Consider the following 26928-nt stretch of genomic DNA (forward strand, 5'->3'; position numbering starts at 1 on the left):
CCTGCCGACTTGATCGAGTTTTCCGATGTTGGACTGCGCTACGGCAATGGTCCGGAAATCCTCAAGGACCTCACCTTTTCCATCGAGCCGGGCTCGTTCCATTTCCTGACCGGCCCTTCGGGCGCGGGCAAGACCTCGTTGCTGCGCCTGCTGCTGTTGTCGCTCAAGCCCTCGCGTGGCCGCGTCACCATGTTCGATCAGGACGTGTCAGACTTGACCCAGGATCGCCTGCTGCAGATGCGCCGCCATATCGGCATCGTCTTTCAGGAGTTCCGCCTCCTCGACCACCTCACCACCTATGAAAATGTCGCGCTCCCCCTGCGCGTCCTGGGTCAGGCCGAAAGCGAATACCGGCCCAATGTCACCGAACTGCTCGAATGGGTGGGCCTGGGCGAGCGCATGGACGCGCCCCCCTCGCTCCTCTCGGGTGGTGAAAAGCAGCGGGCCGCCATTGCCCGCGCCGTGATCGCCCGCCCCAAGGTCCTCCTCGCCGACGAGCCCACCGGCAATGTCGATCCCGAGCTCTCGAGCCGGCTGGTGCACCTGTTTGCCGAGCTCAACCGCACCCTTGGTACCACCATTATCCTGGCGACCCACGAACTGCCCCTGCTCGACCAGTTCCCTTATCCCCGCATGCTGCTCTCCAAGGGTGAGTTGGTGATCCATGATTGAGCGCGTCCTGGCCTTCCTGCCCCGCCGCGTTCGTGTCGGTGCCGCCCCCATTGTGCCCGAACGCAGCGTCGCCGGCCGCACGCTGCTGCTCCTCATCACCATCATGAGCTTTTTGTCCGCCGTGACCTTGGGCGGCGTGGTGCTGGTGCAAAAATCGGCCATCGCCTGGTCATCCGATGTGGGCCGCGAAGTCACCATCCAGATCCGCCCGGTCGAGGGCGAGGTGATGGAAAGCAATCTGCGCACCGCCGTATCCCTCGCCCAGGCCACGCCAGGCGTATCCAGCGCCCGCGCCCTTACGCTTGAGGAAAGCCAGAAGCTGCTCGAGCCCTGGCTCGGCGCCGGCCTTGACCTGACCGCCATCGAAGTGCCGCGCCTCGTTGTCGTGCAGCTGGCCGACCCCGTCGATGCCGATGTCGAAAAGCTCGCCCGCGACTTGCAGGCGATCAAGGGCGCGAGCCTTGATACCCATGCCGCTTGGCGCCAGCAGCTCAACACCATGGCCGGCACGATCGTTTTTTCGGGCCTGATGATCCTGACGCTGATCGGCGTTGCCACCGTGCTCGCCATCATCTTTGCCACACGCGGCGCCATGGCGACCAATCGCGAAATCGTCGATGTGCTGCATTATATCGGCGCCTCCAACCGTTTCATCGCCGGCGAATTCCAGGGGCGTTTTTTGTCCATCGGCCTGCAGGGCGGCCTTTTGGGTGCCGTCGCCGCGGTGCTGTTTTTCCTGCTGATCGGCACGGCGGCGGGCAATATGATGTCCAACCAGGCCAGCGCGCAGTTCGGCGTCCTGTTCGGGCGCTTTGCCCTGGGCTGGGACGGCATCATCTTCATCATGCTCGTCGTGCCCGTTATTGCCGCGCTGACCGCGGTTACTTCGCGCCACACAGTGCGGCGCTATCTGAGCCAAACCTCCTGATCCCCGCCGCCGCTGCCTAGCGCAGCGGCCGGGATGGACTAGGGGCAATGGAGGCCCCTTTCGCATGGTTATCATCCAGGCACTTCGTTCGGCGCTGTTCTACCTGCTGTTTATCGGGCAAACCGTCCTCGTCGCCATCAGCATCGGCACCATCGCGCTGTTCAACGGGCTCAAGCGCACTCCCGCTGGCTGGGCGCTCGCCAAATATTGGTGCCGCTCCAATCTCGCCATGCTGCGCTGGATCGTCGGGGTCAGAACCGAGGTCACGGGCGCCGAACACATTCCGGCCGGCGGCTGCATCATCGCCGCCAAGCACCAGAGCGACTGGGATGTGTTTGCCATTTTCCCCTACACCGGCCGGCCCGCTTATATCGTCAAGAAGGAGCTGATGCGTATCCCCTTCTTCGGTTGGGCCGCCCGCTCGCTCGATTGCATCGAAGTGGATCGCAAGCGCGGTGCCGAAGCCATCCCCTTGATGATGGCACAGGCTCACGCCGCTGTCGGCCGCGGCTGCCGCATCGTCATCTTCCCCGAAGGCACGCGCCGCGCTCCCCTCGATCCCGCGCAATATCGCCAGGGCGTCGTACGGCTCTACAACGAGCTCAAGGTTCCGGTGGTACCCGTGGCGCTCAATTCAGGCCTGTTCTGGCCGCGCAACAGCTTCCTGATCTGGCCCGGCACTGCCCAGGCCCGTTTTCTGCCGCCCATTGAAGCGGGACTACCGCCCGCTGAATTCATGGAGCGACTCAAAATAGCCATCGAGACCGATTCAGATGAACTGATTCTCACGGCGGTCGATCAAGGACTGTCCCGTCCGATCGATCCAGAACTGCGCCGCCGCGTCAATGCGCGCAAACCGGAAAAATCCTGAGAGAACCCCAGATATGGGGCCTTTCAGCGTGACAGGACTATATCTAGAACCGATGTTGCGAGAGCATTGACTTGACTAAAGTTTTGTTCTAATTTTGTTCTTGTCGCAGCTAAGGACATCGTCCAAATGGCCCCGTCCGCCGAAATCACTGTTCTGGGTGCAGGCTTTGGCCGCGCCACCTACTGGCAAGGCCGCTCGGGCCGGGTTTACGACCTGCTGAGCGAAAATCTCGAGCATTTTTCGGTGGCCGACGACGACCTGTTTTTGGTCGCCAAGGGCGGTCACGCCCTTTGGGTTGGCTCCAGCGAAGACCTCGTCAATGACCCGATGAGCCGCACGCGGTTCCGCCTCGCGCTCGATTGTGCCGATCGCGCCTTCCGCGTGCGCAGCTCGGGCGCCGCAAATGAACGGCTCAGCACGGTTTGGGACCTCGAAGGCGCCGCTCCGCTCCAGACCCGGTCGGCCGCTTAACTCTGCTCCGGCGCGTCCTCGCGCGCCAACAATTCGGCCAGCGCCATCACCTGCCGGTCCTTGATCCCCAGTTCCGCCAGATGCCGGGCAGTATTGAGCACATAATCGATATTGCGCCCGGATATTCCTGAACTGCGCCGTACCATTTCGAGCTGCCGCTCCAGTGGCAGCCTGCCGGCATATTGCGCATGCCGCTCATCCACCACAAATGCCAGCGCCTGCACCACGCGCCCATCCTCGAGCCGCACCGGCCGGAACACGTCGCGATAAACGCTGGTGACCTGCTCGCGCTCATGCAGATAGGTGCGCACACCGGCCCAGTCCGCCTGCGCAACCTCAAACACCATGCCCCGGCACGAACCACCCCGCGCCAGCCCGAACACCAGTCCCGGCTGTTCGGGCGTGCCGCGATGGTGAAAAGAGTAAATCGACAGCGCCCGATGCGCGCCCCCCAACAGCCCGCCCTGGCTGGACACAAACGGGAAACCCGGGTTCCAGATCAGCGAGCCATAGCCAAAAACCCATTGGGTCGGGGAAGCATTGTCCATGCCCATCCGATTGCACCCGCCTTGCGGCGCAGTCAACGCCCCTCGCGCAAAACCGAGAACTTCGCTTGGGCCTTTACCGGACCGGAGCTAGAAAGGCTGCTATGAGCAAACGAATCAAAATTCTTGTGGTGGTCGTGGTCGCCGTTCTCCTGATCTGGAGCGTCGCCTGGTACATCATTTCCGGCCAGGTGCGCACCCAGGTCGCCGCCCTCGCCCAGGCCGATGGAGTCACCAGCCCCCGCGTCGTTTGCGAAAACCTCAACGTCACCGGCTACCCTTTCCGCTTCGATGTGGATTGCAGCCCCGCCCGCATCACGATCGAGGATGTGAGCGCCGATATCGCCGGCATTCGCGCCAGTGTCCTCGTTTATCGCCCCACCCATGTCCTCGCCTCCGCGCTTGGCCCCCTCAGCGTCAGCGATGCCTTTACCGGCTCGCGCAATGCGTTGGATTGGTCCGGCCTCGAAGCCAGCCTGCGGCTCGATGACTGGCGCATTTCGCGCCTTTCGGTCTCGGCCCATGACCTGGTCTGGACCAATCCCCTCATGGGGGAGGCGCCCATCGCCACCGCCACGCTGAGCGAACTGCACCTGCTCGACATTCCCGAGCAGCACGATCCCGATCGCCATCTGGCTTCGCTGGCCGGTTATGCCCGCACGCAGAACCTCGTCTACCCCGCCCTCACCCTCACCGACACCAACAGCGAAATCCAGCTGGAGCTGACGGGCCTGCCCGATGATGTCCGGATCTGGAACGATCCGCTGCTCTTGCGCACCATGCAGGCGGTGGACGCAACCTTGCGCATCGTGTCGGCCCGCGCCACGGACGGCGCCTCGACCCTGACCGCAGAGGGGGAAATCCAGCTCGATCCGCAGGGCCAGCTCGAAGGCCAGATCAGCATCAATTCCACTGGTGTCGCCGAACGGGTCGGCCCCTATCTGCAGGAGCCCATCCGCACCCTCGTCCTCGGCACCCCGGCGGCCGATGGCAGCCACACCAATATCCTCAGTTTCCGCGCTGGCGGCGTGTTCTCGGGCCTGATCCCGATCGGGGCCGTGCCGCCCCTCTTCTGATCAGGCCTTCTCGTCGCCCTCTGCCGCTGGCGGCGCCTCATGGGGCCGCCCGAAATCGGGCGCAGCCGTTTCCTGCCCCGCCGAAATGATCGAGCGCCGGATCGCGCGGGTGCGCGTGAACATGGCTTCGAGGGCCGGCCCGTCCCCGGTGCGCACCGCCCGCTGCAACACGGCCAAATCCTCGAGAAACCGCCCCAGCATTTCCAGCACGCCATCGCGATTGGTCAAGAACACGTCGCGCCACATCACCGGATCGGAAGCGGCAATGCGGGTGAAGTCGCGGAAACCGGACGCCGAGAACTTGATCACTTCCGATTTGGTATCGGCCTCGAGGTCAGCAACGGTGCCCACGATATTGTAGGCGATGAGATGCGGCACGTGGCTGGTGATCGCCAGCACCATGTCATGATGCGCCGCATCCATGCACTCGACCTGGCTGCCCATGGCGCGCCAGAATGCCGAGAGTTTTTCCACCGCGGCCGGGTCCACTTCGGGCCCCGGCGTCAATACGCACCAGCGCCCGGCAAAGAGCTCGGGGAACCCCGCCGAGGGGCCGGAATGCTCGGTGCCGGCAATCGGGTGCCCCGGGATCAGCTGCACTCCTTCGGGCAAGAGGGGCTGGAGCACCTTGACCACATGTTCCTTGACCGAGCCCACATCGGAAAGAATAGCGCCAGGCGCCAGCGAAGGCGCAATCGCCTCCATCACGCTCTTATAGGCACCTACAGGGGTGCAGAGGATCACGAGATCGGCGTCGCGCACCGCTTCGGCGGGGTCGAGCGTATAACTGTCGCCCAGCTGCAGCGCTTCGGCTTCCGCCAGGGTTTCGGGCTTGCGGGTGGAAATGGCGATGTGATCGACCAGGCCCTGCCGCCGCGCTGCCAGCGCAATGGACGAGCCGATGAGGCCAATGCCGATCAGGGCGAGTTTCTTGAACTTCACGCTCATTGCGCCGCTCCCGATTTTAGCACTGCTGCCACGTCGCGCATCGCCTGCTCCGACCCAATGGAAATGCGCAGGCCATTCTCGATGCCGTAGGAGGCGCCGACCTCGCGTACGATATAGCCGGCCGCCGCCAGCCGCTCGAAACCGCTGGCCGCTTCGGCCGGCGTTTCGAAGAGGACGAGGATGAAATTGGCCTGGCTCGGCACCACCCGCATGGCATTGCCGGCCAGCTGGGCGCTGAGCCACTCGCGCCACTGGGCATTGTGCTCGCGCAGCCGCTGGGTGAATTCCACATCGCGCGTTGCCGCCGCCGCCGCCACCTGCCCCGGCAGGTTCACATTGAACGGCCCGCGAATGCGGTTGATCGCGTCAATCACATGCTCGGGCCCCACCATCCAGCCGACCCGCACGGCCGCCAGCCCCATCTTGGAGAAGGTGCGCACCATCACGACATTTTCGTGCGCCGCCACGAGATCCAGCCCGACCGAATAATCCGCCGCCGTCACATATTCGGCATAGGCGCTGTCGATTACGAGCAGGATGTCGGGGCGCAAGCCGGCATGCAGCCGCGCCACCTCGGCTGAATTGAGATAGGTCCCGGTGGGATTGTTGGGATTGGCCAGCCAGACGATCTTGGTGCGAGGCGTAACGGCCGCGAGGATCGCGTTCACATCGGCACGATATGCGGGCTCGTCGACAAGGACGATCCGCGCCCCCGCCGCCCGGGTGATGATGGGATAAACCGAAAAGCCATAGCGGTTCATCACCGCCTCTTCGCCCTCACCCAGATAGATTTGCGCCAGCAGATGCAGCAGATCGTCCGAGCCATTGCCGCACACAATGCGCGCGGGATCGATGCCATGCACGTCCCCCAGCGCTTCGCGCAACAGGCGCGACGAGCCCTCGGGATAGATCTCGGGATGGATCACCGCCTCGCGCAGCGCTGCAAGCGCCTTGGGGCTCGCGCCAAGCGGGGATTCATTGGCTGAAAGCTTGATGGCCTTGCTGCCCGGCGCGCCGGATTTTCCCGGCAGATAAGGCGCAATCTCGAGAATGCCGGCTTGCGGCGTGGGACGGATGGGATCGGGCATGATTTCGTCTTGGCTGAATTGCGCCGGACCATATGCGCTCGGGCCCCAAAGGCAAAGGGGGCATTGCACCCCAGGCCGAACCTGCCCGCTATTGCGCGCGGGCCGTGGCGGGATTGAGCACCGGCACCTTGACGAAGCGCTCCTCGCGCTTGCGCCGCGGCACGGCGGGAAAGGCTTCCTTTCTCGCGCGCACGCAGATCACCCCGGACATTGCGGGTCCCAACAGCCGTCCCGCCCCCTCGAAGAACCGGGTGGATTTGAGCACCAGCGAGGATTGAATGGGCGGCAAGAACAGCCCGTCGCGCCACGCTTCAGGCACGAAGCTGTGGTCCCGCAGCAGTTTTTCCAGCTGACTGCCTGAATAAGGATTGCCCGTGCCGAACGGGGTGGTGTCGCGCTGCGCCCAGATCCCCCGCCGCCGCGGCACAACGAGGATCAATTCCCCATTGGGCGCGGTGATGCGCCAGAGCTCACGCATCAGCTCTTCGGCATCGGCAATATGCTCGAGCGCATGCACGGCAATGGTCAGATCGATCGCCGCATCGGTCAGCGGCATTTCCAGCGGATCGCACAGCACGGTGCAGCTCGGCCCTTCGCGCGGCCAGGCCGAAGCCCCCTGCCGCGCCGGCATGAAGGCCAGCACGCGCTCGGCCCGCTCCAGCGCAAAGCGCAGATAAGGGGTAGCGAACCCCAGCCCCAGCACCCGCTTGCGCTCCACCTGCCCCGCCAGCGCAACGACATGTTCGCGCACCAGCGTCCGCGAAATGCGGCCAAGCGGGGATTTGTAATATTCGATCAGGCGCACAACATCGCTGGTCATGGCCCAACTGTGCCAAACCCCGGTGGACTTGTCTAATCGGAGGTTGCCTTCCCCGGCCGGGCTTCCTAGCTAAGGGCACCAGCAACAAGGAGCGGCACCATGGGTTTGATCGTCGAGGTTTTTCCGGCACGCGACGACAATTACGGCTATTTGGCCCATGACACGGCGACCGGCCGCACTGCCGCCATCGATGCGCCCGAGGCCGGCCCGATCAAGATGGCGCTGGCCCGCCGCGGCTGGACCTTGTCCGATATCTTCATCACCCACCACCATATCGACCATGTGGAAGCCATTCCCGAGCTCAAATCCGAGTTCAACGCCCGCGTCGTCGGTCCCCGCGCCGAAGCGGGCAAGATCGAAGGGCTCGACGAGCTCGTCGAAGCCGGCGACACGGTGACGCTCGGGGAAACCCGTTTCAACGTTTACGCCGCGCCCGGCCATACGCTCGGGCATATCGTCTTCCACGATGCCAAGAACGGTCACCTGTTCAGCGGCGATGCACTCTTCTCGCTGGGCGTCGGGCGCATGTTCGAAGGCACGCCAGGGCCGATGTGGGAAGGGGTCAAGGCGCTGCGCGACCTGCCCGCCGATACGCTGGTCTATTGCGGCCATGAATATACCGCCAGCAATGCGCGCTTTGCCCTTTCGATTGACCCCGACAACGAAGCCCTCAAGGCCCGCGCTGCCGAGGTCACCCGCCTGCGCGACGCGGGCATGCCCACCATCCCGTCGCGCCTGGGCGAAGAGCGCCTCGCCAACCCGTTCCTGCGCGCCGACGAGCCGGTGCTCGCGCGCTTTTATGGGCTCGAAGGCGCCAGCCCCGGCGAAGTCTTTGCGGCCATCCGCAAGGGCAAGGACAACTTCTAAACGGCCCTGGACTTAACCAAGCCGAGGAAAACCTCAGCTCGCGTGTTAAGAATTTGTTTACCTATGCGCCGGGCTCTGCGACTTTATTGCCGCAGGGTCGTTGTCCTTCTTGAGAAGAGGACGATCCCAAGCGGGAGGCGCGCAATGGCACTGGGCGAGGACAGCGACAGCACTTTCGAGATTGCCCCGGGCATGCCGGTTCTGATCGGCCCGCCCGCGCCCCGGCCCTCGCTCGAGCGCACCGCCACCACTGCCGCCTTTGTCAGCCAGCTCCTTGCCGAACGGCACCATCTGCCGCCCCAGCGCTCGCGTCGGCGCGGCTCGGTGGAAGGGGCGCTCCACGCCTATGCCGACAGCGCCCGCATGGCCGTGCGCCGCTTGCCCCAGGGCTACCGCAAGACCCTTGTGGTGTAAAACCGCCGAACCCGCAGGGTTCTGGCGCCTACCGAGCCCGCCGAGACTGCGCAGCAGTCTCTGGCGATGCTGGTCTTCCGGTTCTTACTTCTTGAGCTGGATCGGCCCGACCATGCTTTCGGGCTTCACTTCCGCGTCGAACTCTTCGGGCGTAAGCAGCCCCAGCGACACCGCCGACTCCTTGAGGGTCGTGCCGGTCTTGTGCGCGTTCTTGGCGATCTTGGCGGCATTGTCATAGCCGATCTTGCGGTTGAGCGCGGTCACCAGCATCAGCGAATTGTTGAGATGCTCGTTGATGCGCTTGCGATCAGGCTCGATGCCGATGGCGCAATTGTCGTTGAACGAGCGCGCCGCATCGGCCAGCAGCCGCACCGATTGCAGGAAATTGTAGGCGATCACGGGCTTGAACACATTGAGCTCGAAATTGCCCTGCGAGGCGGCAAAGCCGATTGCCGCGTCATTGCCCATCACCTGCACCGCCACCATGGTCATGGCTTCCGACTGCGTCGGATTGACCTTGCCCGGCATGATCGAGGAGCCCGGCTCGTTTTCGGGGATGGTCAGCTCCCCCAGGCCCGACCGCGGGCCTGAAGCCAGCCAGCGCACGTCATTGGCGACCTTCATCAGTGCCGCCGCCAGCTGCTTGAGCGCCCCCGAGGTGCCCACAAAGGCGTCGTGCCCGGCCATCACGGCATATTTGTTGGGGGCGGTGACAAAGGGCTGCCCCGTCAGGGACGCGATCTCGCCCGCGACTGTTTCGGCATATTCGGGATGGGCATTGAGCCCGGTGCCCACGGCCGTGCCGCCTAGTGCCAGCTCATAGAGCTGGGGGAGCGTCGCGCGGATGGCCTTGAGCGCGAGGTCGATCTGGGCGACCCAGCCGCTCATTTCCTGCCCCAGCGTCAGGGGTGTGGCATCCTGCAGATGGGTGCGGCCGATCTTGACCACATCCATGAATTCTTCCGACTTCGACGCCAGCGTGTTGCGCAGCACTTCCACCCGCGGGAACAGATAGTTCTCCAGCGCCTCGACCGCCGCGATATGCATCGCCGTCGGATAGGTGTCGTTGCTCGACTGGCTCATATTGACATGGTCATTGGGGTGCACCGGCTTTTTGGAGCCCATGGTCCCACCCGCCAGCTCGATGCCGCGATTGGAGATCACCTCGTTGACATTCATGTTGCTCTGCGTGCCCGAGCCGGTCTGCCACACCACCAGCGGGAAGTGCTCGTCGAGCTTGCCCGCGATCACCTCGTCTGCGGCCGCCACGATCAGGTCGCGCGTTGCCTCGTCCAAAAGGCCGAGCTTGTGATTGGCCAGCGCCGCCGCCTTTTTGAGGATACCGAAGGCAACCACGATCTCCTTGGGCATCTTTTCCCCGCCAATATCGAAATTGGCCAGACTGCGTGCCGTCTGCGCGCCGTAATACTTGTCGCCGGGCACATTGATGGTGCCCATGGAATCCGATTCAACGCGCATGCTCATTGGGAAAACTCCGGTGGTCCTTGGTGCCGCCTTCGCGGCCACTGCAAACGAAAAACGGCCGATCCCCGGAGGAATCGGCCGCAAAAACTCTCAGACAAGCCAGCGCAAGGCGCCGCTCGCCGTTACTTCTTGACGTCGAGGATCTGCCGGCCGCGATACATGCCGGTCTTGAGATCAACGTGGTGCGGACGGCGCAGCTCACCCGAGTCCTTGTCTTCGACATAGGCGGGTGCGGCCAGCGCATCGGCCGAACGGCGGAAGCCACGCTTCATCGGCGAGGTCTTTCGTTTTGGCACTGCCATGGCAAAAACTCCAATATTCGATATCGTTGCGCCGCCAGAAGCGGCCCAGAGACGTGTTGCTCTCTGCGGGATTGACGGGCTCTATAAAGCAAGTCCGCGGGCTTGCCTAGCCTTTTTCGCAAGCCCGCTGGCGCATTCCGCGCTCACAGCGCCAGCTGCCCGCCCTCCCCCACACAGGCCGCCCGCTCGCCAAATTGCTGTGCCCGCTGCTGCACGATCCCGGCGATGCGCACCATGCCCCGAGAGGGCTTGCCGGGCTGGCGCAGCATGGGGTTGGGCAGGGCGGCCGCCAGCAGCGTCGCCGTGCGCCAGTCAAGGTTCTGCGGCTCGCGGCCAAAGGCGCGCTCCGCCCCCGCCGCCACCCCGAACTGCCCTTCGGGCCCCCATTCGGCAATATTGAGATAAATTTCCATGATCCGCTTTTTGGGCAGCACCAGATCGAGATACAGCGCGAGCGGAATTTCCAGCACTTTGCGCACTGGGTCGGGGTCGTTCCATAAAAACAGGTTCCGCGCCACCTGCATGGAAAGGGTGGACGCGCCCCGCGCCGGCTTGCCGGCCAGGAAATTGTCGACCTCGGCCCGCAGCGCGCTCACATCCACGCCCAAGTGCCGGCAGAACAGCCCGTCTTCCGACAGGATCACCGCCGCCTTGAGCCGGTCGGAGATATCATCGATCGGCCGCCATTGCCGCACCACCGGCCGCCCAGTGAGATAGCGCTCGAGCATGGGCACCGAGACCGGGTCAATGAACCGGTAGGCGGGCGCGAGGATCAGCGGAACAGCGACGAGCACGGCGAGCGCCGCGCCTCCCAAGCGCAGCACTCGCCGCCAGCCTTTTGCTTTGCGCGCACTTGCCATAAACCCTGCCTTACCCAAGACAGGGCCGCGGGCAAAGCCTTTGCGGCCTGGGCGCGGCTATTTGGCCTTCTGCGCCTTGCCGGCGCGGTAGTAGTAATTGGCGTCCTTGCCCAGCACGACCGAGCGCACCAGCTTGCGAATGGCCTCGCTCTTGCGGAAGGGCGACACCACCGCATTGACCGTGCCGAACACCGCCAGCTTGGCGGCATCGAGCGCGGGCTGCTTGCCGGGCGCCTGTTGCGGCAGGCCGCGGCCGCGCAGCATGGAATTGAATATGTAAAGATCGTTGCGGCGCTTCACCTCGGCGGTCTTCCAGGTGATCGCCACCGAAATGGAATAGCTGTCCTTGGTGCGCACCCAGTGCGGCCAGAGATAGGGCACGAACACGCCTTCGCCGGGCTTGAGCGCATTGAGCATTTCCTTGCTTACGAACCGCTCCTCGAATTTGAGATTGCGATGCTTGGTGATGCAATGCTCGATCTGGTCTTCGCTCGCAATCGAGCGATCCTCGTTGTCGTAGACGGCAAACTCCTTGTCGCCATGGATCTGCACAAAGAAATTGTCTTCGCTGTCGAGATGGAAGGGCGTCGTCGAATTGGGCGAGGACACGAACAAGAAGCCCTGAATGTCCGAAAAGCCGGCATCGGCAAGGCTCTTGTGCCCCTGCGCTGATGCCACCGACATCAGCGCGTCTTCGAGCAGCGCCTTATAGGTGGGGTGATGCTCGATGCGCTTGAGCACCATCCAGGCGCCTGCGGTTTCGATCTGGCTGATCACCTCTTCGGGGTCGAGCTCCACCAGCGGAGTGGTGGACGGATCCTGGCTCACCGCCGCCTTGCCCGAATTATATTCGATCCGGTCGCGCGGCAGCGCTTTGACGAGTTCGAGGATCGCCGGCAGCGTCAGCCGCGGATCGCCCACAAGGCCGTGGGTGATGCGAAAGGGTTTCAGCGGAAACAGCGATTGGAAGGCAGAGTTAGGCGCAGTCAAAAGGCTGGTCATAAGCGTTTTTCCTTGCGGTTTCGAAGAGACAACAGAAGCGATTTGGCCTGCTCGCGCGCGCGACGCCGCGCTTTGATGAGCCGGACAATGGCAGCGGCCACGGGATCGCCCGCGCGGGTCGGGATCAGCAGATCCCCCACGGCGAGGCGTTCGCGCCAGATATGGTCGATCATCGGATGGCCAGCGGCGGCGGTGGAGTCGACAAAACTGATCTCGGGGTCCTCGGCAAAGCGCCGCGTCATCTCGAGCGTCAGCTGCACGCCCGGCGACACCCGCCCCATGCTTTCGTCATAAGCAATCTTGAAAAACAGCGCCTGGCCCGCGCCCTTGAGCACCAGCCCTGCCGCGATCGTGCGTCCATTGAGCTGCAGTTCCGCCACTTCAAAGCCACCGCGCGCACCCATATCCAGCGCCGCCAGTTCGACAAAGCGCGCATCGCCCTGCGCTTGCGCGAGGCCGGTGCCCTGCTTGCCCTTCCAGCCGCTGGCTTCAAGCGCAAGAAAGCGCTGCACCGCCGGGGCAATGGTGTCGGGCCGGTCGGCAACGGTGAACGCTACCGCGCCTTCATCCTCCAGCCGGTGGCGCAACCGGCGCATTTCCTTGAGCCGCTTGGCCCCCATGCCGCCGCGCAGATAGCTCTCGACGTCGCCCGTCGATGCATAGGCGGCGCGCTCATGGGCATTGTCGACCTCAGCCGGCGCAATGCCCCGCCGCGCCAAGGCCTCGGCGATCGCGTCCGCCGTCGGTCCTTGCAGCCGGGCAAAAGGCAACACCAGCAGATGGGCGCCCGCCCCTGCCGCACCATCGATCAGCGCCCCGGCGGCTTCCACCGCCCGCTCAGGATCAAGCAGCGGGCTCGACAAAACTGTATAGGGTTGCCGGGCCACCAGCGCCGGCACCGGTAGGCGCAGCGCCGCCCAGGCGCTCACCACCGGCAGGAAAGCCAGCATACGCCCCTGGCCGGCACCATCAAACGCCACCAGCGCATCATTGCCCCGCCCGTTCCAGGCATGGCGCGATGCCGCCTGGGCAAAACCAGGATCGAAAAATCCATTGGGCTCAAGGCTGCGGCCGCCAAGCGCCTCCCAGGGCGCGCGCGGCACCTGCGCCACCGGCAGGCGAAGCACATGCTGGGCATGGCTGTGCCGCCGGGCACCGGCGCGCGTGAGCAGTTGGGGCGCCATTGCTCGCCCGCTCACTCCAGCTCTCCCTGGCAGTTAACCATCGCGCCTGCTCACCATCCGCCAAACGGCTTAGTTCCGACGCCCGCCTTTTATCGCAAAAGGGTGAGCGTGACGCGCTTTGGCTGCTTGCTTGGTTAAGCCGATCTTGCGGTAAACCCTTTTAAATCCAATCTTAATTGTAATAATGGGCCCTGAGGCCACCTCCATTGCCCGCCCTGGTCCAGACATGGCGCCGCACTGGCAATTTGCCGCCCGATCCGCCATATAGGGCCCTGCAACAACACTGGGCAGCGAGGCCGAACGTGGACGGCGTGCCGTTTTGGAAAATGAATGGGCTGGGCAACCAGATCATCGTGGCCGATTTGCGCGGCCGCGCCGGCCGCATCACGCCCGAAGCGGCCATTGCCATCAACGCCACGCCCGGCACTCGCTTTGATCAGATCATGGCCCTCCATGATCCCCGCATCCCCGGCACCGCGGCGCTGGTCGACATCATCAATTCCGATGGCTCGCGCGCCCAGGCCTGCGGCAACGGCATGCGCTGCGTCGTCCAGGCGCTCTCCGCCCAGACCGGCACCACGAGTTTCGTGTTCGAAACCGTCGCGGGCCTCCTCACCGGCGACGAACATCCCGATGGCTCGATCACCGTCGATATGGGCACACCCAAGCTCGCCTGGTACGAAATCCCCTTGGCCGAGGAATTTGCCGATACCCGCAAGATCGAGCTGCAGATCGGGCCCATCGATGCGCCCGTACTCCATTCTCCTTCGGTCGCGTCCATGGGCAATCCGCATGCGACCTTCTGGGTGCACACCGATGTCTGGGGCTTTGCGCTTGATCGCTTCGGGCCCATGCTCGAAAATCATCCGATCTTTCCCGAGCGCTGCAATATCTCCATTGCCCAGGTCCTCGCGCCCGATCGCATTGTGCTGCGCACCTGGGAGCGCGGCGCTGGGTTGACCGAAGCCTGCGGCACCGCCGCCTGCGCTGTCGTGGTCAATGGCGCCCGCACCCGCCGCACCGCCCGCAAGGCGACGGTCACCCTGCCCGGCGGCGATCTCGTCATCGAATGGCGAGGGGACGATCATGTGGTGCTGACCGGCCCTGCCCAAACCGAATGGGCCGGCACCCTCGATCCCGCCACCGGCGCCTGGACGCGCAGCGAGGCCGCCTGATGGCAGTTCAAACCCTGACATTTGGCTGCCGCCTCAACGCCTTTGAAGCCGAGGTGATGAAGACCGAAGCCCAAAAGGCCGGGCTCGACAACGCCGTTATTGTCAACACTTGCGCCGTCACCGCCGAAGCCGTCCGCCAGGCCAAGCAGGCCGTGCGCAAGGCGCGGCGCGACAATCCCGAGGCGCGCATCATCGTCACTGGCTGCGCCGCCCAGACCGAAGCGCGCTCGTTCGGCGACATGCCCGAGGTCGATCTCGTAATCGGCAATGCCGACAAGCTCGAGGCCAAAAGCTACGCGCCCATGGTCTTTGGCACCCCGCTCAACGACAAGGTCCAGGTCAACGACATCATGAGCGTGCGGGAAACCGCAGGCCATCTGATCGAGGGCATGGATGGGCGCGCTCGCGCCTTCGTGCAGGTCCAGAACGGGTGCGACCACCGCTGCACCTTCTGCATCATCCCCTTTGGCCGCGGCCCCTCGCGCTCGGTGCCGATGGGCCTCGTCGTCGACCAGTGCAAGAAGCTCGTCGCCAATGGCTACAAGGAAGTGGTGCTGACCGGGGTGGACATCACCTCCTATGGCGGCGACCTGCCCGGCACCCCGACCCTAGGCAAACTCGCCCAGGCCATTTTGCGCCATGTGCCCGACCTGCCGCGCCTGCGCATCTCCTCCATCGATTCCATCGAGGCCGATGAGGCACTTTATGACGTGGTCGCGGGCGATCGCCGCCTGATGCCCCATCTGCATCTGTCGCTGCAGTCGGGCGACGACATGATCTTGAAGCGCATGAAGCGCCGCCACAGCCGCGCCGATGCGCTCGCCATCGTCGACAAGCTGCGCAGCCTACGGCCCGACATGGTGTTTGGCGCCGATATCATCGCGGGCTTCCCCACCGAAGACGACGCCATGTTCGCCAACACGCTCGCCATCGTGGCCGAGGCGGGGCTGACTTATCTCCACGTCTTTCCCTATTCCCCGCGCCCCGGCACCCCCGCCGCGCGCATGCCCCAGGTGAGCAAAGCCGTGGCGCGCGAACGCGCGGCCCTGCTGCGCGCCGCCGGCGACCGGCAATGGGCCGCGCTCGCCGCAGCGCGGGTCGGCCAGATCGAGCATGTGCTGGTCGAGCGCGAGGGCCTCGGACGCACCGAGCAGTTCATGCCCGTCGCCGTCCCCGGCACGCAACCGGGCGACCTGCTCGCCGTTCGCATCACGGGCACCACGCCCGAAGGTCTGGTTGGCGAGGCGCTGCAGGCCGCTGCCTGAGCGCCTGACGCACTCGCCTACCCCCGCATCCTGCGCCTGTCGCAGCATGCTGCCGCACAAGAAAAAGCTTGAGGAGCAACAACAATGGCACAAGAAAAACCCGGCTTCTTCAAGCGCCTGTGGGGCGAAATCATCGGCGAGGAACCCAAGCCCACCCCCGCCGAGCCGATCCCCGCGCCGCCCGAAACCCTGCCCGAGGACGCTCAGCCCACGCTCAAGCCCGAACTCGAGGCCCCAGCACCCGAGCCGGTGCCGCCCACGCCCGAGCCGGAAATTGACGAGACCGCGCCCGACGAGCTGCTCCCCGGCCCGCCCGAAACTACCCCCGCCTATGTGGAGGAGCTCGAAGAGGAAGCCGAAGCCGCCACCGCCGCCCATCTGGCCGAGGGCGTGCCCGAAGCCGTTCCCGTCATACCCGCGCCCGCCACCGCCGAGCCCGTGCGCTTGGGCTGGTTCCAGCGCCTCTCCACCGGCCTCAAGCGCTCCTCGGACCAGCTCACCACCTCGATCACCGGCGTCTTCACCAAGCGCAAGCTCGATGCCGCCACGCTCGATGAATTGGAAGACGTGCTGATCCAGGCCGATCTGGGCATCGACACCGCCACCGCCATCACCGATACGCTGCGCCGCGACCGCTTCAACCGCGAAGTGACCGGCGACGATGTGCGCGCCGTGCTCGCCGCCGAAGTGGAAAAGGTCCTCGCTCCCGTCGCCGTGCCCCTCCACATCGACGCCACCCACAAGCCGTTCGTGGTGCTGATGGTGGGCGTCAACGGCTCGGGCAAGACCACGACCATCGGCAAACTCGCGCAAAAATGGACGGGCGAAGGCCGCTCCGTGCTCCTGGCCGCCGGCGACACTTTCCGCGCTGCCGCCATCGAGCAGCTTCAGATCTGGGGCGACCGCACCGGCTCGCCCGTCGTGTCGCGCCCCGCAGGCTCGGACGCCTCGGGTCTCGCCTTTGATGCGGTCACGCAAGCCAAGGCCGAAGGGCGCGACATCCTCATCATCGATACCGCCGGGCGCCTGCAGAACCGCGACGAGCTGATGAACGAGCTCGAAAAGATCATCCGCGTCATCAAGAAGGTCGACCCCTCCGCCCCGCACGCCACGCTCCTGACGCTCGATGCCACCACCGGCCAGAACGCCCTCAAACAGGCCGAGATCTTTGGCACCCGCGCCGGCATCACCGGAATCGTCATGACCAAGCTCGATGGCACCGCCCGCGGCGGCATTCTCGTCGCCATTGCCAGGCGCTTCGGCCTGCCCGTCCACTTCATCGGCGTGGGCGAAGGGGTCGATGATCTCGAGCCCTTTGCCGCCGCCGACTTCGCGCGCGCCATCGCGGGCCGGGAATAATCCGGCCCTCAGCCTAATTATCACCATGCTTAGGTCCTAGTGATCCCTTGCCGTTTCGGGCAACTCACCCCAGACTGCTGCGCAAGTAACAAGAGTTATGCAACAATGCCCAACCAAGCCGAACCCGAGATCGCCTGGGACGAACTTCGGCCTCAGATGATCAAGCTCGGTCTCGAACTGGGGCCGCTGGTCGTTTTCTTTATCGTCAACAGCCGCGCCGATATCTTTGCCGCGACGGCCTGGTTCATGGGAGCCATGGTCGTTTCGCTCCTTGCCTCCTGGCTGATCCTGCGCAAGATCGCGGTCATGCCACTGGTCACGGGCGTGGTCGTCTTGGTGTTTGGCGGCCTGACGCTCTGGCTGCAGGACGAAACCTTCATCAAGATGAAGCCCACCATCACCAATGGCCTGTTCGCCGCGGTGCTGCTGGGCGGCCTCCTCTTTGGCCAATCGCTGCTGAAATACGTCTTTGGCGACGTCTACAAGCTGCGCCCCGAAGGCTGGAGCAAGCTGACCCTCAACTGGGGCCTGTTCTTCCTCGTCCTTGCCGTCATCAACGAAGTGCTCTGGCGCAATTTCTCCACCGACTTCTGGGTCACCTTCAAGGTCTGGGGCGTGATGCCGCTGACTGTGCTGTTCTCCCTCAGCCAACTCAGCCTCCTCACCAAATACGCTCCCCCGAGCGAGCCCACGCACGTCCCCCCGGTGGTCGTCGAAACCTAGTTTTGGTCACTTGGCCTCTGTGACACGGCCTGGGGCCAAGCGCACCGGGCGCAAGGTCCCTGCCCTCCCTCCCCCTTGAGGGGCTTCGAGCCGTCCGCGAAGGCGGCGGAGCGCTCCAGTGGAGCGCTCCGAGGTGAGAAGGCCATGAGAGCTATGCTCGAATGGCCAAGGGGTGGGGGTCCATCAGCCCACCCACAAGCCTATCCAAACACCCGATTGTCACCCCGGCCCCAAGCCGGGGCCCATCCCAAGATTTTTCCGCGCGCCGCCAGCAGTGCGAACCTGCCGCCTCAGCGCTCCCAAAAGCTTAGCAATAATCCCGCGGCTCCCCATCCGCGCGCCGGATGGCTGAAAACTACAGCCCACCCATCCGGCAGATCAGCGCCCATTCCTCGGGCCGCACCTTTGACACCGACAGCCGCGACAGCTTCAGCAGCTCGATCTCTTCCAGCTCGGGCGTCTGCTTGATCGTCGCCAGCGTCACCGGCCGCGGCAGCGGCTTGACCGCTTCCACGTCCACGCACTCCCACACCACTTCGCCCTTGGCATTGAGCTCGGCCGTATCGTCGGGATGGGCGAGCGCGATCACCCGGATGATCCCCACGATCTCCTTGCCGATATTGGAGTGGTAGAAAAACGCCTCGTCCCCGATCTGCATCGCCCGCATATTGTTGCGCGCCGCATAATTGCGCACGCCATGCCAGGCTTCGGGCTCGCCGCGCGCGGTCTTGGCCATCATGTCCTCAAACGAGAACACGTTGGGCTCCGATTTCATCAGCCAATAGGCCACCGGGTCAGGCCTTGGGCGACATGTGGTCGAACGCCACGCGCCAGGGCTTGATCTCGTAGCTGCCGAAGATCCCCGCCTTGATGAAAGGGTCGGCCATGAACATCGCCGTGGCGGCCTCGAGGCTCTCGGCTTCCACCACCATCAGCGAGCCCTCGGGCTGCCCGGCCTCGTCGAGCAGGGCGCCGGCGAGCCGCAGGGTCTGGCCAAGGCTTTCCAGATGCTCCAAATGCACCGGGCGCGTCGCGAGCCGCTGCTCCATCGTGCCGGGCTTATCCTTGGCGATCATGGCGTAAAGCATAGTTCAGTCCTCTCGTTTGAGCGGCCGGGACATCAGGCCCGCCACCACGTCTTCAATTCCAGCGTGTTGATTGAGCACTTGGTCCACGGCATCGACCAACGGCGCATCCACGCCTAGCCGGCGCGCCAGCGCTGCCGCGACGGGCGTCGTGGCCACCCCTTCGGCCAGCTTGGCGCCCGCCCCCATGATTTCGGCGACCGTGCGCCCCTGCCCCAGGGCAATGCCGAAGAGGTAATTGCGCGATTGCGGCGAGGTGCAGGTCAGGCACAGATCGCCCAATCCTGCCAGGCCGGTCAGCGTGCGGGTTGAGCCGCCCATACCCACCACCAGCCGCGACATTTCGGCGTAAGCGCGCGCGATCAGCGCCGAACGCGCCGACAACCCCAGCCCCGCACCCTCGACGGCGCCACAAGCCAGCGCATAAATATTCTTGAGCGCGCCCGCCACCTCGACCCCGATCCGGTCATCGGCCGCATAGGGGCGAAAATGCGGGCCGGCCAGCGCTGCGGCCAGCGCCGAGCTGTCCCCCGCATCATCCCCCGCCAGCGTCACCGCGGTCGGGCGCCCCGCCGCCACATCGGCAGCAAAGCTCGGGCCGGAGAGCACGAAGGGCACCGCCTCGGGCGCCACATCGGCCAAAATCTCGCTTTGCCGCTGCAGGCTCCCCGCTTCCAGCCCTTTTGCACTCAGCACCACCGGCTTGCCCGCGAGCAGCGCGGGATCGAGCCCGCGCAAGGCCGCGCGGGTCGCCTGCGCCGGCACAGCCATGATCACAAAGTCTGCCAGCTCGGCGGTCATCACTGCCCGCAATCCGGGCAGCAGCGCCTGCTCGCCCAGGTAACGCCCATTGGTGTGGGCGCTGTTGATTTCCTCGGCCTGCGCCGCGTCCCGCACGAGGAGCGTCACGCCACGCCCGGCCATGCCAGCGGCCTGCGCCAGGGCCGTGCCCCAGGCACCACCGCCAACCACCAGAGCGGTTTCAAGCCGCATCGGGGGTCACCTTCATGTCGGGCAGATCCAGCGGCCAGCGCGGCCGCGCCACCGCATCGAGCCCATCGCGCACACCCAGCGCAAACCGCTCCGCCCCCGCCCAGGCCACCATCGCGCCATTATCGGTGCACAGCGCAATGGGCGGCACCACCAGCTGCGCCCCCGCCTTGCGGCAGACCGCGTCCAGTGCCGCGGCAATGCTGCGATTGGCCGCCACGCCCCCCGCCACCACCAGCACCGGCGGGGCGTCAGGCAACTCGGCCGCGAACCGCTCCAGCGCCTGGCCGGCGCGCACCGCCACCACCTCGGCCACCGCGGCCTGAAAGCTCGCGGCAATATCGGCCACATCCTGGTCGCTCAGCGGCGCCAGCGCTTCGGCCTGCAGCCGCACTGCGGTCTTGAGCCCGGAAAAGGAAAAATCGAGCCGCGCTTCGCGCAGCAGCGGCCGGGGAAAGCGGAACCGCTTGGGATCGCCCGCGAGCGCCGTTTGCTCCACCGCCGGCCCGCCGGGATGACCAAGGCTGAGCAGCTTGGCCACCTTGTCGAAGGCCTCGCCCAGTGCATCGTCGATGGTGGTGCCCCAGCGTTCGTAATCCCCGACGCCGCGCACCAGCACGAACTGGCTGTGCCCGCCGGACACGAGCAGCATCAGATAAGGAAACTGCACCCCATTGGTCAGCCGCGCTGTCAGTGCATGGGCTTCGAGGTGATTGATCGCCAAGAACGGCTTGCCCAGCGCGGCGGCCAGCGCCTTGCCGGTGGTCAGCCCCACCAGCACCCCGCCGATCAGGCCCGGCCCGGCCGTTGCCGCAATGGCATCCACCTCATCGAGCGCTATTCCCGCCTCGCGGCAGGCCTGCGCAATGATGTGGTCGAGATAGGTCACATGCGCCCGCGCCGCCAGTTCGGGCACCACCCCGCCAAAGGCTGCATGTTCATCCAGTTGCGAGCGCACGACATTGGAACGAATGACGCCCTTGCCGGATTGCTCGCGCACAACCACGGCTGCGGCGGTTTCGTCGCAGCTGGTCTCTATGCCCAATATGGTCGCTTGCGCTTGCCCGGTCACGTTGAACTGGTCTACTCCCTCGGGAGCTTCTGCCTACTATAGGACGCCAAGAAATTGCAATCGTCCCAGTTCTTCATCCGGATCGGTACCCGCGGCTCCCCGCTGGCCCTCACTCAGGCGCGCCTGGTGCGCAGCCGGCTGTGCGCGCTGCACCATGTTCCCGAGGAGGAGATCGCCATCGAGGTCATCTCCACCGCCGGTGACCGCACCCAGGCCACCAATCGCAGCCTGCTCGATATCGGTGGCAAGGGGCTCTTCACCAAGGAGATCGACGACGCCATGCTCGATGGCCGCGTCGATATCGGCGTGCATTCCTCCAAGGATGTGGCGACGCGCCTGCCAGGCGGCATCCGCATCGCCGCCTTCCTTGAGCGCGAAGATGTGCGCGACGCCTTCATCTCGGTCCATTTCGAGGGCATCCACGCCCTGCCCGAAGGCGCCAAGTTTGGCACCTCCTCCATTCGCCGCGCCGCCCAGGTGCTGCGCCAGCGTCCCGATCTCGACATCGTCCCCTTCCGCGGCAATGTCGGCACCCGGCTCGAAAAGCTCACCAATGGCATCGCCGATGCCACCATGCTGGCCCTTGCCGGTCTCAATCGCCTGGGCGAAACCCATCGCGCCACCGCGCTGCTTGATCCCGATATCTACATGCCCGCCCCCGCCCAGGGCGCCATTGGCGTTGCCGTGCGCAGCGACGATGCGCGCGCGGCCGAGCTCGTTGCCCCACTCGATCACCTCACCACCCACCGCGCCGTCGAGGCCGAACGCGCCATGCTCGCCGTGCTCGATGGCTCCTGCCGCACACCTGTTGGCGCGCGCACCGTCTGGGATGGGACCACCTTGACCCTCAAGGGCCAAATTCTCAGCCTTGATGGCGCCATGGCCTTTGACAGCGCCGCCACCGGCACCGATACGGCCGAGCTTGGCCGCGCCGTGGGCGAAGACCTCGTCGCCCAGGCCGGCACCGAATGGCTCGCGCAGTGGGCCCGCTCATGACCACCATGCTCGTCACCCGCCCCGAGCCCGATGCGCAATCCACCCTGTTGCGCCTCGAAGCCCTCGGCATAACCGGGCTCGTTGCCCCGTTGATGACCCGGCTGACCCTTGATTCCAGCCTGCCGCCCCAGGATGGCTTTGCCGCCATGGCCGTCACCTCGGCCAATGCCCTGCGCGCCCTCGACGATCGGGGTGCCCTCGAGCATTATATTCACCTGCCCGTTTTTGCCGTGGGCGACCGCACCGCCTGGGAAGCCCGCCAGATGGGCTGCACCGACGTGGTCAGTGCCGATGGCACCGCAACCGAGCTGGTCAATGCCCTGGTGCGCGCGCGCCTCGATGGTCCGGTGTTTTATCCCGCCGGCAAGCATATGAGCCACGACCTCGGCAAGTCCCTCGCCCCGTTCGGGCTCATGGTGGTGACCACCCGCGTTTATGACATGGTCGCGGTGGATGCCCTGCCCGAGCCGGTGATCAGGCAGCTTGCCGATGGCAGCATCGATGCGACGCTGCTTTATTCCCGGCGCACCGCCGAAATCTTCGTTGAGCTGCTCGAAGGCAAGCTCGACCACAAGGAGCGCAGCGCCTCCACCATGCTGTGTCTTTCGGAAGCCGTGGCCGAGCCCTTGATCTCGGCCCATTTCAACCGCATCGGGCTGGCTGATCATCCGAGTGAAGAAGCCATGATGGCCTTGGCCCTGGCTTTCACCCGCGAGCAAACTGCGCCATGATCGGACAACCACAGGGAGCCTGCTGATGGCCGACGATACCGACCCCAAGAACGGCACTGCCAAACCGGCCGATCCCGCAGCCAAGGATGCCGGCTCCCCCAACGCTGCGCCCCAGGACAGCAAGCCGGCCGAAACCCGCACCGGGCCTGTGAAGCCGCCCGTGCTCGACCTCAAGGCGCGCCCCGGCGACAGCGATAGCGGCAAGGCCGATCGGCCCCACCCCGGCCCGGCGCCCAAATCCGCGCCCAAATCTTCGCCCTTGGGCTCCTCCCGCGATGCGGCTCCTGCCCCCACAACGGCCAGGTCGGGTTCCCGCACCGGCGCCACGGCCGGCGCTGTTGTTGGCGGGGGGCTGCTCGGCCTTGCCGCCGCTTATGGCCTCGCCTTTGCCGGCCTCTGGCCCACCCCCGATCTGCCCACGCCCCCGCCGGCGCCCGAGGATCCGCGTCTCGCCCAGTTCGCCAGCGCCATTCCCGAGCTCGAAACCGTCACCCAAACCACCCAGGCCGAGCTGGCAGCGCTCCACAGCCGCATTGCCGAACTGGAAACGGCCGAGCCGGCCGCCCCCGAACCCGCTGCGGCACCGGTGGACCTGAGCGGCATAGAAACCCAGATCGCCGCCCTCCAGACCCGGATCGACGAACTCGACGCCCGCCCCGCCGCTCCCGCCACTAGCCCCGGAACGCCTGCTGCACCCCCTGGCGCTGCAGTCCCGGCCGATCCGGCCGCCCTCGAGGCGCTCCGCACCGACCTTGCTGGTCTCGCCGGTCGGGTGGACCAGCTCAGCACCCTGCCCCAGCAGGTCGAGCAACTCAGTGCCCTTCCCGCTCAGGTCGAACAGCTCAGCGCTCTTCCGGCGCAGGTTGCCCAGCTCGAAACGCTCCCCGCCCAGGTCGACCAACTCAACGCCCTGCCGCCGCGCGTTGACGAACTGGCCGCGCGCCTCGGCACCACCGAAGCCAATCTGCGCAATCTCGATACCGCCGTCGCGCAAACTACCGCGACCTTGGCGGGCCAGCCCGAGGATATCGGCGCCGTGCTGCAGCTGCCCCTGATCCTTTCGGGCCTTGAAGCCGCTTTCAGCACGGGTCGCCCCTATGAGGCCGAGCTGGGTGCCCTGCGCGCCGCGCTGCCGGCCGTCTCCATCCCGCTGCCTATCGCCAATGGCGCCGCCACCGGCATTGCCCGACCCGATCAGGTGGCGCAGCGCTTCAACGAGGTTTTGCCCGCCATTCTCGCGGGCCGCCCCGCCGACCCACAGGCCGGCTGGGCCGAGGGCGCGCTGGATTGGCTGCGCTCCGCCGTCGCCATCCGTCCGGTGGGCGAGCGTGAAGGCGATGACCCCGAAGCCATCGTCACGCGCCTTGAAGCGGCGATCGCCCGTCGCGATTGGGCGGCCGCCGAGGCGCTCTTTGCCCAACTGCCCGAGCCGATGCGCGCCGCCGCGGGCGACGTGCCAACCCTGGTTGCAACCGAAGCGGAAGCGGCCCGCTTCCTTGATACCCTGCGGGCCCAGGCGCTGAGTGGCGAGGCCGCATCATGATCCGACTTGCCTCCTGGATTGTCGCGAGCCTCCTCATCACCGCCGGCATCGCCTGGCTGATCGCCTTGCCCGGCACGCTGACCCTTGAAGTCGCGGGCTATCGCATGCAGCCCCAGTTGGGCGCCGCCATCTTCATGCTGCTCTTGGTGGCCGCGCTCATCATCCTCGTCTGGTCGATCGTCAGCCGCGTCCTGGCCACCCCCGGCTCCCTCGCCCGCCGGGGTCGCGAACGCCGCAAGGAGCAGGGTGTCGACGCACTGTCGGACGCCTTTATCGCCCTGCAGTCCGGTGATCCCGCTCGCGCCCGCTCCCTGGCGCGCGAAGCCCAGGCGCGCCTGCCCGGCAATGCCGCCGCCCAGTTGCTCGAGGCGCGCGCCGATCTCGCGCTCGGGGACATGTCCGCCGCCCGCGAGCATTACCGTGCCCTCATCGCCAGCGAAAAAACCGCCGTTGCGGCCCTGACCGGCCTTTACGACCAGGCCCGCGCCCAGAACCGCTCGGACGCCGCCCTCACCTTTGCCCGCAAAACTCTGGCCCTCGCGCCGGCCAGCGGCTGGGCGGCCTCGGCCGTGTTCGATGATCTCACCCGTAATGGCCAATGGGCGGAAGCCGTGGCCATGGTCAATGCCGAGCCCGTCGCCAATCGCGAGGAGCGCGCCGTCAAGCGCCGCCGCCAGGCCGTGATCGAAACCGCCCGCGCCCGCGAAGCGGAAAACACCGATCCGCTCGTCGCGCTCGACCACGCGCTGACCGCCCTCAAGCTCCTGCCCGATTTCGTGCCCGCCGCCCTCATTGCCGCGCGCATCCACATCAATCGCGGCGAAACCCGCAAGGCCATGAGCCTGCTCCGCCGCATCTGGCGCGCCACCGGCCACCCCGATGCTGCCGCTCTTTACGCCAATGCCCAGCCCGGCGCTTCGGCGCTGGAGCGCCTCAAGCGTGTGCGCGAACTGATCGAAACCCCGCCGGCGACGCGCGCCGCCGCCATGGTTCTGGCCCGCGCCGCCATTGATGCCTATGATTGGCCCCTCGCGCGCAATGCCCTTGCCCCCTTCAACGGCCCCGAAGCCACCCAGGGCGTTTGCACCCTCATGGCCGAAATCGAGGAAGGCCAGAATGGCGATCAGGGCAAGGCGCGCGAATGGCTCGCCCGCGCCGTGCGCGCCCCGCGCGATCCGGTCTGGACCGCCGATGGCATCACCTCCGACGAGTGGGAGCCCATTTCCCCCGTTTCGGGCCGCCTCGACGCCTTTGAATGGAAAGTGCCCGTCACCGCCGTGCACCGCCCCACGCTCGAAACCACGCCGAGCCAATTGCCCGCCGTCGCCGCCGAACCCCTGCCCCTGGCCCAACCCGCCAGCCAGTAAGCAGCCGCCACCATCCCGCCCAGATCGGGGCTGAGGATGGCCTCCCGGCGCCGCACCGCGCCCCGACGTCAGACGGGGCTTGAGGGGCGCCGCCCCATGGGAGCATCGGGCTTATGAGTGCATCGCGGCGTCAGTTCCTTGGGGGCGCCGGCGCCCTTGCCACGCTTCCCTGGCTATTCGGCCCCGTCCGCGCAGCCGCGCCGCCCGCTCCCGCAACCCTGTCTTTCCTCGCTCTGGGGGATTGGGGCCAGCCCCGCGCCCTCGCCGATGCCACCACCGTCGCCGCCCAACTGGCGCAGGAAGCCAGAACCCGCGCCGCCGCCTTCATCATTTCCACCGGCGACAATTTCTATGATCGCGGCGTCGCCGACACCGCCGATCCGCTCTGGCAGGCGGCCTTTGAAACCATCTATGCCGATCCGGCCCTCCAGGTGCCCTGGTATGTGGTGCTGGGCAATCACGATTACGGCGGCCAGCCCGATGCCGAGCTCGCCTATGCCCTGCGCAGCGACCGCTGGACCCTGCCCGCCCGCTATTATGTCGAGCAATACCGCCTCATCGACGGCACTGGCGCCGATTTCTTTTTCCTCGACACCACGGGCCTTGTGAACCTCAACTTCGGCAATCGCTGGTTTTTCACCGGCGCCGCCGCCCGCGCCCAGCTCGATTGGCTCGATACGATGCTGGGCGCCAGCACCGCCCGCTGGAAGATCGTGGTCGGGCACCATCCCGTATTTTCCCACGGCGCCCATGGCGATAGCCCTGCCCTCGTCGAAGGCGTCCTCCCCATCCTGCAACGCCACCGCGTCCAAATCTATCTCAACGGCCACGACCACAATCTGGAACACGCCGAACGCGACGGCATCCATTTCCTCACCAGCGGCGGCGGCGCCGAACAGCGCCCCGTCACCCCCGTCGAGCCCCCAGGCTTTGCCGCCGCATCCCTCGGCTTTCTATCCGCAACCCTCGCCCCCGACCGCCTCGAGATCACCTTCATCGACCAAACCGGCACCCCCCTCCACCAAGCCACCATCCCCGCCTGATTTTTTTGGTCACTGCAACGCAACCCTCGACCCTCGCTCTTGCCTG

Annotated in this window: 29 protein-coding genes; 16 read left to right on the forward strand and 13 right to left on the reverse strand. The window is 65.8% G+C overall.

Going from position 1 to position 26928, the window contains the following annotated elements:
* The first annotated feature begins 9 nt into the window (after positions 1 to 9).
* The 4 genes from ftsE to ELX51_RS17390 all read left to right on the forward strand — a co-directional run bounded on the left by ftsE (position 10) and on the right by ELX51_RS17390 (position 2942).
* Positions 10 to 672 carry a cell division ATP-binding protein FtsE gene (ftsE, locus tag ELX51_RS17375; RefSeq protein WP_127754674.1) on the forward strand — a complete coding sequence of 221 codons (663 nt, stop codon included), beginning with the start codon at positions 10 to 12 and terminating at the stop codon, positions 670 to 672.
* Positions 665 to 1600 carry an ABC transporter permease gene (locus tag ELX51_RS17380; protein WP_127754675.1) on the forward strand — a complete coding sequence of 312 codons (936 nt, stop codon included), beginning with the start codon at positions 665 to 667 and terminating at the stop codon, positions 1598 to 1600. The genes ftsE and ELX51_RS17380 overlap by 8 nt, the downstream gene beginning before the upstream one ends.
* Before the next feature lie 64 nt (positions 1601 to 1664).
* Positions 1665 to 2471, forward strand: a complete 807-nt coding sequence (locus ELX51_RS17385; RefSeq protein ID WP_127754676.1) for a lysophospholipid acyltransferase family protein — start codon at positions 1665 to 1667, stop codon at positions 2469 to 2471.
* 126 nt (positions 2472 to 2597) lie between these two features.
* Positions 2598 to 2942, forward strand: a complete 345-nt coding sequence (locus tag ELX51_RS17390) for a hypothetical protein (RefSeq protein WP_127754677.1) — start codon at positions 2598 to 2600, stop codon at positions 2940 to 2942.
* On the opposite strand, the gene ELX51_RS17395 is transcribed toward ELX51_RS17390, so the two are convergent.
* A complete protein-coding gene (locus ELX51_RS17395; RefSeq protein WP_248305173.1) occupies positions 2939 to 3490 on the reverse strand; it encodes a gamma-glutamylcyclotransferase in 552 nt (183 codons plus the stop codon). The two genes, ELX51_RS17390 and ELX51_RS17395, sit on opposite strands and share 4 nt — an antisense overlap.
* Positions 3491 to 3591: 101 nt before the next feature.
* Between ELX51_RS17395 and ELX51_RS17400 the strand changes: the two genes are divergently transcribed.
* Positions 3592 to 4563 carry a DUF2125 domain-containing protein gene (locus ELX51_RS17400; protein ID WP_127754679.1) on the forward strand — a complete coding sequence of 324 codons (972 nt, stop codon included), beginning with the start codon at positions 3592 to 3594 and terminating at the stop codon, positions 4561 to 4563.
* On the opposite strand, the gene ELX51_RS17405 is transcribed toward ELX51_RS17400, so the two are convergent.
* From ELX51_RS17405 to ELX51_RS17415, 3 genes are all read right to left on the reverse strand, one after another.
* A complete protein-coding gene (locus ELX51_RS17405; RefSeq protein ID WP_127754680.1) occupies positions 4564 to 5511 on the reverse strand; it encodes a prephenate/arogenate dehydrogenase family protein in 948 nt (315 codons plus the stop codon).
* Positions 5508 to 6599, reverse strand: coding sequence for a histidinol-phosphate transaminase (gene hisC / locus ELX51_RS17410; protein WP_127754681.1), 1092 nt, complete (start codon positions 6597 to 6599; stop codon positions 5508 to 5510). The genes ELX51_RS17405 and hisC overlap by 4 nt, the downstream gene beginning before the upstream one ends.
* 88 nt (positions 6600 to 6687) lie before the next feature.
* Entirely contained in the window at positions 6688 to 7419 is a 732-nt protein-coding gene (locus tag ELX51_RS17415) for a methyltransferase domain-containing protein (RefSeq protein ID WP_127754682.1), read from the reverse strand.
* 99 nt (positions 7420 to 7518) lie between these two features.
* Here ELX51_RS17415 and gloB point away from each other — a divergent pair, with 99 nt between their 5' ends.
* Positions 7519 to 8286 carry a hydroxyacylglutathione hydrolase gene (gene gloB / locus ELX51_RS17420; RefSeq protein WP_127754683.1) on the forward strand — a complete coding sequence of 256 codons (768 nt, stop codon included), beginning with the start codon at positions 7519 to 7521 and terminating at the stop codon, positions 8284 to 8286.
* 144 nt (positions 8287 to 8430) lie between these two features.
* Entirely contained in the window at positions 8431 to 8700 is a 270-nt protein-coding gene (locus ELX51_RS17425) for a hypothetical protein (RefSeq protein WP_127754684.1), read from the forward strand.
* 84 nt (positions 8701 to 8784) lie between these two features.
* Here ELX51_RS17425 and fumC read toward each other — a convergent pair whose 3' ends face one another.
* The 5 genes from fumC to ELX51_RS17450 all read right to left on the reverse strand — a co-directional run bounded on the left by fumC (position 8785) and on the right by ELX51_RS17450 (position 13548).
* Entirely contained in the window at positions 8785 to 10185 is a 1401-nt protein-coding gene (gene fumC / locus ELX51_RS17430; RefSeq protein WP_127754685.1) for a class II fumarate hydratase, read from the reverse strand.
* Positions 10186 to 10307: 122 nt separating this feature from the next.
* Positions 10308 to 10487, reverse strand: coding sequence for a 50S ribosomal protein L32 (gene rpmF / locus ELX51_RS17435; RefSeq protein WP_127754686.1), 180 nt, complete (start codon positions 10485 to 10487; stop codon positions 10308 to 10310).
* A 143-nt stretch (positions 10488 to 10630) separates the two neighbouring features.
* Complete coding sequence (locus ELX51_RS17440; protein ID WP_248305174.1) at positions 10631 to 11311, reverse strand: transglycosylase domain-containing protein; 681 nt, start codon at positions 11309 to 11311, stop codon at positions 10631 to 10633.
* 93 nt (positions 11312 to 11404) lie between these two features.
* Positions 11405 to 12349, reverse strand: coding sequence for a cupin-like domain-containing protein (locus ELX51_RS17445; protein WP_127754688.1), 945 nt, complete (start codon positions 12347 to 12349; stop codon positions 11405 to 11407).
* Positions 12346 to 13548: a GNAT family N-acetyltransferase gene (locus ELX51_RS17450; RefSeq protein ID WP_127754689.1), complete on the reverse strand. Its 1203-nt coding sequence runs from the start codon at positions 13546 to 13548 to the stop codon at positions 12346 to 12348. The genes ELX51_RS17445 and ELX51_RS17450 overlap by 4 nt, the downstream gene beginning before the upstream one ends.
* 311 nt (positions 13549 to 13859) lie before the next feature.
* On the opposite strand from ELX51_RS17450, the gene dapF reads away from it, so the two are divergent.
* From dapF to ELX51_RS17470, 4 genes are all read left to right on the forward strand, one after another.
* Positions 13860 to 14708 (forward strand): diaminopimelate epimerase, encoded by an 849-nt coding sequence (gene dapF / locus ELX51_RS17455; RefSeq protein WP_127755363.1) that lies wholly within the window; start codon positions 13860 to 13862, stop codon positions 14706 to 14708.
* Positions 14708 to 15973 (forward strand): tRNA (N(6)-L-threonylcarbamoyladenosine(37)-C(2))-methylthiotransferase MtaB, encoded by a 1266-nt coding sequence (gene mtaB, locus ELX51_RS17460; RefSeq protein ID WP_127754690.1) that lies wholly within the window; start codon positions 14708 to 14710, stop codon positions 15971 to 15973. The genes dapF and mtaB overlap by 1 nt, the downstream gene beginning before the upstream one ends.
* Positions 15974 to 16057: 84 nt before the next feature.
* Positions 16058 to 17332 carry a signal recognition particle-docking protein FtsY gene (gene ftsY / locus ELX51_RS17465; protein ID WP_127754691.1) on the forward strand — a complete coding sequence of 425 codons (1275 nt, stop codon included), beginning with the start codon at positions 16058 to 16060 and terminating at the stop codon, positions 17330 to 17332.
* Positions 17333 to 17437: 105 nt separating this feature from the next.
* Entirely contained in the window at positions 17438 to 18055 is a 618-nt protein-coding gene (locus ELX51_RS17470; protein ID WP_127754692.1) for a septation protein A, read from the forward strand.
* 355 nt (positions 18056 to 18410) lie between these two features.
* Here the strand turns inward: ELX51_RS17470 and ELX51_RS17475 are convergent, their stop codons facing one another.
* From ELX51_RS17475 to tsaD, 4 genes are read right to left on the reverse strand one after another with little or no spacing between them, the layout of a single operon-like run.
* Positions 18411 to 18845, reverse strand: a complete 435-nt coding sequence (locus ELX51_RS17475) for an EVE domain-containing protein (RefSeq protein ID WP_127754693.1) — start codon at positions 18843 to 18845, stop codon at positions 18411 to 18413.
* Positions 18846 to 18849: 4 nt separating this feature from the next.
* Positions 18850 to 19143, reverse strand: coding sequence for a YciI family protein (locus ELX51_RS17480; RefSeq protein ID WP_127754694.1), 294 nt, complete (start codon positions 19141 to 19143; stop codon positions 18850 to 18852).
* Between the two features lie 3 nt (positions 19144 to 19146).
* Positions 19147 to 20133 (reverse strand): NAD(P)H-dependent glycerol-3-phosphate dehydrogenase, encoded by a 987-nt coding sequence (locus ELX51_RS17485; RefSeq protein ID WP_127754695.1) that lies wholly within the window; start codon positions 20131 to 20133, stop codon positions 19147 to 19149.
* Entirely contained in the window at positions 20123 to 21178 is a 1056-nt protein-coding gene (tsaD, locus tag ELX51_RS17490) for a tRNA (adenosine(37)-N6)-threonylcarbamoyltransferase complex transferase subunit TsaD (protein WP_127755364.1), read from the reverse strand. Before tsaD ends, ELX51_RS17485 begins: the two co-directional genes overlap by 11 nt.
* A gap of 78 nt (positions 21179 to 21256) precedes the next feature.
* Between tsaD and hemC the strand changes: the two genes are divergently transcribed.
* The 5 genes from hemC to ELX51_RS17515 all read left to right on the forward strand — a co-directional run bounded on the left by hemC (position 21257) and on the right by ELX51_RS17515 (position 26882).
* Positions 21257 to 22198, forward strand: coding sequence for a hydroxymethylbilane synthase (gene hemC, locus ELX51_RS17495; protein ID WP_127754696.1), 942 nt, complete (start codon positions 21257 to 21259; stop codon positions 22196 to 22198).
* Positions 22195 to 22929, forward strand: coding sequence for a uroporphyrinogen-III synthase (locus ELX51_RS17500; RefSeq protein WP_164854905.1), 735 nt, complete (start codon positions 22195 to 22197; stop codon positions 22927 to 22929). The genes hemC and ELX51_RS17500 overlap by 4 nt, the downstream gene beginning before the upstream one ends.
* 25 nt (positions 22930 to 22954) lie before the next feature.
* A complete protein-coding gene (locus ELX51_RS17505) occupies positions 22955 to 24472 on the forward strand; it encodes a hypothetical protein (RefSeq protein ID WP_127754698.1) in 1518 nt (505 codons plus the stop codon).
* Positions 24469 to 25839, forward strand: coding sequence for a heme biosynthesis HemY N-terminal domain-containing protein (locus tag ELX51_RS17510; protein WP_127754699.1), 1371 nt, complete (start codon positions 24469 to 24471; stop codon positions 25837 to 25839). Before ELX51_RS17505 ends, ELX51_RS17510 begins: the two co-directional genes overlap by 4 nt.
* 113 nt (positions 25840 to 25952) lie before the next feature.
* Positions 25953 to 26882, forward strand: coding sequence for a tartrate-resistant acid phosphatase type 5 family protein (locus tag ELX51_RS17515; RefSeq protein WP_127754700.1), 930 nt, complete (start codon positions 25953 to 25955; stop codon positions 26880 to 26882).
* Positions 26883 to 26928: the final 46 nt, after the last annotated feature.

The sequence above is a fragment of the Devosia sp. 1566 genome (assembly GCF_004005995.1).
Classification (GTDB): Bacteria; Pseudomonadota; Alphaproteobacteria; order Rhizobiales; family Devosiaceae; genus Devosia.